The organism is Acidithiobacillus sp. TH-A36, from assembly GCF_057473445.1.
In genome coordinates this window covers 1-1,409 of sequence record NZ_JBYCKP010000270.1, presented here as the reverse complement: position 1 = coordinate 1,409, position 1,409 = coordinate 1, and the positions used below count along the sequence as shown (strand labels likewise).

General features: G+C 47.1%; 2 protein-coding genes. One reads left to right on the top strand and one right to left on the bottom strand.

Annotation, left to right across the window (positions count from 1 at the left end; all coding sequences use genetic code 11):
* Positions 1 to 634 (bottom strand): hypothetical protein (locus AC2VLY_RS07215; protein ID WP_486922012.1); only part of this gene is annotated, 634 nt, incomplete at its 3' end.
* Between the two features lie 113 nt (positions 635 to 747).
* Between AC2VLY_RS07215 and AC2VLY_RS07210 the strand changes: the two genes are divergently transcribed.
* Positions 748 to 1,409 (top strand): MFS transporter (locus AC2VLY_RS07210; RefSeq protein ID WP_486922011.1); only part of this gene is annotated, 662 nt, incomplete at its 3' end.

Below are 1,409 nucleotides of genomic sequence, written 5' to 3'. Positions count from 1 at the left end.
TTTGCTGCCATCGATATCCATTCTCTAAACGAGGTTCCTCTTTTGCTATTTCTTCGCCGTTATAATGGTAGGCGGCGGCAAATAACCACGAAAGCGCATTTGATATGCAGAAGTCTTCGACGGCAGACGCCTTGCCAAACAGAAGATGCCGAACGGCTTCTGCGCAAAGAGATGTACGCGGAGTAATGCGAGGATGCGCAGTAAAGGTTCTGCTCTTCCCGAATGATATACCATTTAGAAAAACGGATCTTGATAATTTTAAAGCAAAGAAGACACTTGGCTGTTCAAATACAATTCGCGATGGACTTTCAAGATTCCGGAAGGAGATGTCTCCGTCGTTGAATGGTAATTGACTGCCATCTTGTTCAATAAAACCTAATCCGTTGACGACAACATGAGCAATTACTGAAGTTCGTTGCTCTTTTGGAAGTCTGTCGAGATGCGATTTCGTGTGTGTGATCGACTGGGGATGCACACTGATCTGGGTGCGCCATAGCCTGTCATGCGCAGATTCAGACGCCATGTAACCAACCGAACCTTCCGTCATTGTCTCTACCGCCCCTGGCAAAAACTTATCCGTCAAGAGAACCTCCCATTCTCGACGTGAAAAACCATGGCTGTGCATTTGATTCATATTTACTCCTATCCAATTATTTAGTTGAGTGTGAGATAAGAAAAAACGTAAATTCACTATACAATACTTATGGTCAGCATAGAAAAAGATTAAATGACTATATTTCTGCCAATATGAAAAACAGACCTTCATCGCGCCTGTTTTGGGGTGTCGGACTTGCATTAAGTACCAGCGCATTTATCGCGGTTGCTGTTCAAAATATTTTCCCTTATCTCGCGGGAAGTTTGACGACCAGTGATCACCATGCAGTCTGGGTGCTCACCTTTATGGTGGTGAACTGGGCTGTTGGTTCCACGCTGATGCCTTGGGTGTCAGCACGCATGGGCATTCGTGGCGCTTTTAATGGGTCGGTGCTCGCCTTGATAGTCAGTAGCGCTGTTTGTGCCAGTACCAGCAATATCTGGGTCATGTTGCTATTTCGTGGTGTGCAAGGCCTCGGCGCTGGGATACTGGTTCCCCTCAGCCAAACCATTTTCATTCGCTACAGTGCGCCTGACCGCCGGTCGCTGATGATGTCTCTATGGACCAATGCCATGTTAATTCCCTTTTACATCGGTCCATTCATCGGCGGCTGGTTGGCCACGGCGGTCAGTTGGCGTTATATATTTGTACTTTCCATCCCGCTTTTTGTGTTGTCGATGTGGCTGAGTGGGAAAGAGATTCCAGACAGCGCGCGGTTGACTAAACCCTTTGATGGGATTGGATTCCTGATGTTGTATGGGTTCGTCGTGGGCGTGCAATTCATCATAGATCAGGGCGATGAATCCGGTTGGTT